The organism is Ideonella sp. (assembly GCF_035254525.1).
Taxonomy (GTDB): domain Bacteria; phylum Pseudomonadota; class Gammaproteobacteria; order Burkholderiales; family Burkholderiaceae_C; genus Ideonella.
The window spans coordinates 46,150-52,198 of the sequence record NZ_DATFAN010000033.1 but is presented as its reverse complement, the minus strand read 5'-3'; the positions used below and the strand labels follow the sequence as shown (position 1 = coordinate 52,198).

Genomic DNA, 6,049 nt, shown 5'->3' with positions numbered 1-6,049 from the left:
CGTTGCGCCGCTGCCGACACGACCGCCGTATCCGCCGAACGCCATCCGACGATGGACTCCCAGCGCAAGCCAAGCGCCCGGCCCGACGACGATCCTGCCGTCCGGGGCGATACAGAATTTTTCAATTGGCATTGGAGGTACACCCTATGAACCAACCCGTCATGGGCGGCGTCGCTGCACTGAACGCCCCAGATTACATCAAACACCAAAAGCTCATCAATTGGGTCGCGGAGATCGCCGCCCTGACCAAGCCGGACGCCATCTACTGGGCCGATGGTTCGGACGAGGAGTACGACCGCCTGTGCGCGCAGATGGTCGAAGCGGGCACGATGAAGAAACTGAACCCGGAGAAGCGCCCGAATTCCTACCTGGCCTGCTCCGACCCGTCGGACGTGGCGCGCGTGGAAGACCGTACCTTCATCTGCTCGGCCACCAAGGAACAGGCCGGCCCGACCAACAACTGGATGGACCCGGCCGAGATGCGCGCCCTGCTGCAGACGGGCGACCAGGCCCTGTTCAAGGGCTGCATGCGCGGCCGCACGCTGTTCGTGGTGCCGTTCTCGATGGGCCCGCTGGGCTCGCCGATCGCCCACATCGGCGTCGAGCTGTCCGATTCGGCCTACGTGGCCGTCAACATGCGCGTGATGACCCGCATGGGCAAGGCCGTGATCGAGCTGCTCGGCACCGACGGCAACTTCGTGCCCGCCGTGCACACCGTCGGCGCACCGCTCGAGCCGGGCCAGAAGGATGTGGCCTGGCCCTGCAACCAGACCAAGTACATCGTCCAGTACCCCGAGACGCGCGAGATCTGGAGCTACGGCTCGGGCTACGGCGGCAACGCGCTGCTGGGCAAGAAGTGCTTCGCGCTGCGCATCGCCTCCACCATGGGGCGCGACCAGGGCTGGCTGGCCGAGCACATGCTGATCCTCGGCGTCACCTCGCCGGCCGGCAAGAAATACCACATCGCCGCCGCCTTCCCCAGCGCGTGCGGCAAGACCAACTTCTCGATGCTGATCCCGCCCGAGGCCCTGGGCGACTGGAAGGTCACGACCATCGGCGATGACATCGCCTGGATCAAGCCGCATGCCGACGGCCGGATGTACGCGATCAACCCCGAGGCGGGCTACTTCGGTGTGGCGCCGGGCACCAACAGCCACACGAACCTGAATTGCATGAAGAGCCTGGACCGCGATGTGATCTTCACCAACGTCGCGCTGACCGACGATGGCGACGTCTGGTGGGAGGGCATGGGCGAGCCACCCGCGCACTGCATCGACTGGCAGGGCCAGGACTGGACGCCTGCGATCGCCAAGGAAACCGGCCGCAAGGCAGCGCACCCGAACTCGCGCTTCACGGTCGCCGCGACCAACAACCCCGCGCTGGACCCGGCCTGGGACGACGCTTCGGGCGTGGCGATCGACGCCTTCATCTTCGGCGGCCGCCGCTCGACGACCGTGCCGCTGGTGACCGAGGCGCGCAACTGGATGGAAGGCGTGTACATGGCCGCCACCATGGGCTCCGAGACGACCGCCGCCGCGGCCGGCGCGCAGGGCGTGGTGCGGCGCGACCCGTTCGCGATGCTGCCCTTCTGCGGCTACAACATGAGCGACTACTTCCAGCACTGGCTCGACATGGAGCACAAGCTCGAGCTGCAGGGCCGCACGCTGCCGAAGATCTACTGCGTCAACTGGTTCCGCAAGGGCGCCGACGGCAAGTTCGTCTGGCCCGGCTACGGCGACAACATGCGCGTGCTGAAGTGGATGATCGACCGCCTCGAAGGCCAGGCCGGCGGCGAAGAGCACTTCTTCGGCATCAGCCCGCGCTACGAGGATCTCGAGTGGGCCGGCCTCGATTTCGGCGCCGACAAGTTCGCGACCATCATCGACGCCGCGCCCGAGGCCTGGCGCGAGGAGCTCAAGCTGCACCAGCAGCTGTTCGACCAGCTCGCCTACCACCTGCCGCAGGCATTGAAAGATGCCAAGGCGCGCATGGAGACGCACCTGGCGGTGTGACCCCACTCATGCCGTGACGAAAGGGCCACCTCGCGGTGGCCCTTTTCACATCACGGCTTGAACTGCGACAGCAGGAAGGCGTAGGTGTCCGCCAGCTTGCGCGCCTGCTGGCTGGCGGTGCTGCCGACGCCGTGGCCGGCCTGGCCGTCCAGCCGCAGCAGCACCGGCTTGCCGCTCGTGCTGGCGGCCTGGAGGCGCGCCGCGGCCTTCGCGCTCTGCCAGACGTCGACGCGCGGGTCGTTGATGCCGTGGATCAGCAGCACCGCGGGGTAGGCTACGCCGTCCTTGATCTGGTGGTAGGTGCTCATCTCCAGCAGCGCCTTGAACTCGGCCGGGTCCTTCACGGTGCCGAACTCGCTGATGTTGGTGATGCCGTTGGCGGACTCCTCCGAGCGGATCGTGTCCATCATGCCGACGTCGAAGATCGCGGCGGCGAAGAGCTCGGGCGCCTCGGTGACCGCGCGGCCGACGAAGATGCCTCCCGCGCTGCCGCCCAGGATGCCCAGCGTCGCGGGGCTGGCGTAACCCTTGTCGATCAGGTACTTCGCGCAGGCGATGCCGTCCTTCCAGGTGTTGGCCTTGGTGGTCTTGAAGCCGGCGCGGTGCCAGGTGTCGCCGAAGGCGCCACTGCCGCGCACGTTGGCGTAGGCCAGCACGCCGCCGCGCTCGAGCCAGGCCACGCTGCGCGGATCGAAGAAGGCCTCGAACGAGAAGCCGTAGGCGCCGTAGCCCACCAGCAGCGTCGGGTGCGGCTCGCTGCGCTTCAGGTCGGCGCGGTGGATGATCGCCAGCGGCACCTGCGCGCCGTCGTGGCTGGGGGCGAGCACCTCGCTGACGGTCAGGGCCGGCATGCCCTCGGGCGCGCGGCGGCGCAGCAGGGCGGTGTCGGTGGCGGGGCGTTCGGGGCCGGCGCTGCGCAGGATCTTCGGCGGCTCGGTCCAGGCGCTGGCGAGCAGCCACAGGTCGTCGTGGGCATGCGCCGGGTCGTCGATCGCGAAGGTGTTGCCGGCGGTGGCCGGCGCCATGTCGACCGGCGCCTGGCCGACGGCGCCGCCGAAACGCAGCGTGCGGGTCGTGAAGCCCTCGCTGACCTCGGCATAGAGCGTGCCGCCGCGGCCGACCACCAGGGTCTTCAGCACGCCGCGCGCCGGCTCGTCGATGGCGACCTTGGCCGAGGCGAGGCCGCCACCGGCGGCCAGGTCCAGCGCCAGCCAGCGGCCGCGCGGCGCGTCCTTCGTCGTGCGCAGGTACAGCGTGTCGCGGTACAGGCGCAGGTCGGTGATGCGGTCGTCGAAGACCGAGACGGGGCGCCATGCGACCTTGGGCTTGCCCAGGTCGGCCACGCGGGCGACGAAGAGCTTGCCCTCGGGCACCGTGGTGTCGGTGGTGCGCGCGAGCATGAAGCGGCTGGTCGGGTCGAAGATCACGCCGGCCACGTCGAGCCGGTCGAGCTTCAGGTCCTTGTTGACCAGCGGGCCGAACAGCGGCCGCGCCTGCCTGGCCGGGGCGCCGGCGCGCAAGACGAAGACCGTCGTGTCGAGGTAGGTCTCCGTGGCCGGGCTGCCCGGCGGCAGCGCGCGGATCTGGTTGAAGGTGACGTGGCGGCTGTCGGGCGACCAGCCGACGGTGCCGTAGCCCGAGGGATCGGGCACGCGCGGGATCGGCTCGCCCAGCGCCTTGCCGCTGGCCACGTCCATCACGTACAGCGAGGCGTCTTCCGAGCCGCCGGCCGACAGGCCGTAGGCCACGCGCTGGCCGTCCCACGAGGGCACGAAGTAGTTGATGGCATGCGGCACGCCCTTGGCGCGCCGGGTCATTTCCTCGGGGTCGACCAGCACGCGCTCGGGGCCGGCCAGGCCGGTGCGCGTGATCAGCTTGAACTGCGCGTGACCGGCTTCGCGCTTCAGGTAGAACAGCCGATCGCCGGGCAGGTGCACGACCTCGCGCACGAGATCGCCGGTGGTGCGCGACAGCGCCTCGATGCGCTCGGCAAGCTTCTCGCGCTCGGGCAACGCGGCCAGCGCCGCCTCGGCGTGCTCGCCCTGGGCCTTGAGCCAGGCCTGCGTGGCCGGGCTCTTCAGGTCCTCGAGGTCGCGGTAGGGGTCGTGCACGGTGACGCCGTGCAGGGTTTGCGTCACGTCGCGGATCGGTGCGGCCGGGGGGCCCGCGAGGGCGACCAGGCTGCTGGCCCAGAGCATGGCGGCCAGCGAAAGTTCACGAAACGGCATGGGGATCTCCCTAGGGTGGCCGAAGCGGTGGAGCCGGCCGGTGGGCCGGGCGCGGGGATGTTACGTCGGCGCCGATGTCGGCGCCCTTATGCGGCTCGCGCACAAGCAAGGACCACAATCGTCGTTGGCGGGGGTGTGGCGGCTTTCGATAATGCGAAAAACGATGAAAGGCCGCCGCGCCGCGGTGACAAGCACATGAACTTCCAGCAACTGCGCTCCGTCCGCGAAGCGGTGCGCCAGGGCTTCAACCTGACCACGGTGGCCGACGCGCTGCACACCTCGCAGCCCGGCATCAGCCGCCAGATCCGCGAGCTGGAAGACGAGCTCGGCGTCGAGATCTTCGTGCGGGCCGGCAAGCGCCTGACGGGCCTGACGCCGGCCGGCGAGCGCGTGCTGCCGTGGGTCGAGCGCACGCTGCTGGACGTGGAGAACCTGCACCGCGCCAGCGACGACTTCCGCCTGGGCGACAGCGGCGTGCTCAGCGTGGCCGCCACGCACTCGCAGGCCCGCTACGCGCTGCCGCAGACCGTGCACGAATTCCGCGGGCTGCACCCAAAGGTGCAATTGCAGATGCACCAGGGCTCGCCGTCGCAGATCGCGCAGATGCTGCTGACCGGCACGGCCGACATCGGCATCGCCTCGCACGTGCTGGCCGACAACCCGGAGCTGGTCGCGCTGCCGTGCTACCGCTGGACGCACGCGGTGGTGGTGCCGGCCGGCCACCCGCTGCTCGACGGCCCCTTGACGCTCGAGCGCCTGGCCGAGCACCCGGTGATCACCTACGACGTCGGCCTGACCGGCCGCGGCAGCATCGACAACGCCTTCGAGCGTGCCGGCCTGAAGCCGCGTGTCGTGCTGACGGCGATGGATGCCGACGTCATCAAGACCTACGTCGAGCTCGGGCTCGGCGTGGGCATCATGGCCTCGATCGCCTTCGACGACCAGCGTGACAGCCACCTGCGCGCGATCGACGCTCGGCACCTGTTCTCGATCAACACGACGAGCGTCGCGGTGCGCCGCGGCGGCCTGCTGCGCGGCTTCGCCTACGACTTCATCCAGACCTTCGCGCCGCACCTGACGCGCGAAATCGTGCAACAGGCGCAGGCCGCGCCGGCCGGCACACCCTCGGCGCCGCTTTGACGGTGGGTGGGCGTCAGCCCGCCACCGCCGCCTTCGCCCGCTGCACCGACTCGCGGGCCTGCATGCGTGCGCGGTGCGCGAGCACCTTCGGGAAGCGCGACACGTCGACGCCGTCGGCTTCGAGCCATTCGGCCACCGTGAAGAGGTAGGGATCGGCAATGCTGTAGTCCTCGCCGAAGACCCAGGGGCCGCGCAGCCAGTCGGCCTCGATGTGGCTGAAGCAGTCGCTCATGTTGGCGGGCACCTTGCGCTGCATCGCGGCGATGGCCGCTTCGTCGTCCACCCAGCGGGCGCCACGGCGCCGGTGCGCGTGGGCCACGTGCACCGTCGAGCACAGGTAGTTGTTGAAGCTCTGCAGCTGCGCCAGGCGGAACGGGTCGTCCAGCGGCGCGAGCTTCGCGGCGGGAAAGGACTGGGCAACGAACAGCAGCAGCGCCGGCACCTCGGTCAGCGTGCCTTGCCCGGTGACGAGGGCCGGCACGCGGCCGCGCGGGTTGACCGCCAGGTAGGCGGGGCTGCGTTGCTCGGTCTTCGCGAAGTCGAGCAGCTGCAGCCGGTGCGGCGCATCGGCATCGAGCAGGGCGATGTGAACGGCCTGGGCGCAGGTGCCCGGCGCGAGGTAGAGGGTCCAGGGGGTCATGGGGTACCGGCGGGGCTCGTGGGCTCGCT

Annotated in this window: 4 protein-coding genes; 2 read left to right on the top strand and 2 right to left on the bottom strand. The window is 69.9% G+C overall.

The features are described from left to right. The first annotated feature begins 146 nt into the window (after nucleotides 1-146). Entirely contained in the window at nucleotides 147-2,012 is a 1,866-nt protein-coding gene (locus VJ693_RS03625) for a phosphoenolpyruvate carboxykinase (GTP) (protein WP_324152103.1), read from the top strand. A gap of 50 nt (nucleotides 2,013-2,062) precedes the next feature. Here VJ693_RS03625 and VJ693_RS03620 read toward each other — a convergent pair whose 3' ends face one another. Next, nucleotides 2,063-4,240: a prolyl oligopeptidase family serine peptidase gene (locus tag VJ693_RS03620; RefSeq protein ID WP_324152102.1), complete on the bottom strand. Its 2,178-nt coding sequence runs from the start codon at nucleotides 4,238-4,240 to the stop codon at nucleotides 2,063-2,065. Between the two features lie 195 nt (nucleotides 4,241-4,435). Here VJ693_RS03620 and VJ693_RS03615 point away from each other — a divergent pair, with 195 nt between their 5' ends. Next, nucleotides 4,436-5,380 (top strand): CysB family HTH-type transcriptional regulator, encoded by a 945-nt coding sequence (locus VJ693_RS03615; RefSeq protein WP_324152101.1) that lies wholly within the window; start codon nucleotides 4,436-4,438, stop codon nucleotides 5,378-5,380. A gap of 13 nt (nucleotides 5,381-5,393) precedes the next feature. On the opposite strand, the gene VJ693_RS03610 is transcribed toward VJ693_RS03615, so the two are convergent. After that, entirely contained in the window at nucleotides 5,394-6,020 is a 627-nt protein-coding gene (locus tag VJ693_RS03610; protein WP_324152100.1) for a glutathione S-transferase family protein, read from the bottom strand. Nucleotides 6,021-6,049: the final 29 nt, after the last annotated feature.

Excerpts from the sequence above, each read along its gene's own strand:
- VJ693_RS03625 (WP_324152103.1), top strand. The coding sequence starts at position 147 with ATGAACCAACCCGTCATGGGCGGCGTCGCTGCACTGAACGCCCCAGAT.
- VJ693_RS03620 (WP_324152102.1), bottom strand. The coding sequence starts at position 4,240 with ATGCCGTTTCGTGAACTTTCGCTGGCCGCCATGCTCTGGGCCAGCAGC.
- VJ693_RS03615 (WP_324152101.1), top strand. The coding sequence starts at position 4,436 with ATGAACTTCCAGCAACTGCGCTCCGTCCGCGAAGCGGTGCGCCAGGGC.
- VJ693_RS03610 (WP_324152100.1), bottom strand. The coding sequence starts at position 6,020 with ATGACCCCCTGGACCCTCTACCTCGCGCCGGGCACCTGCGCCCAGGCC.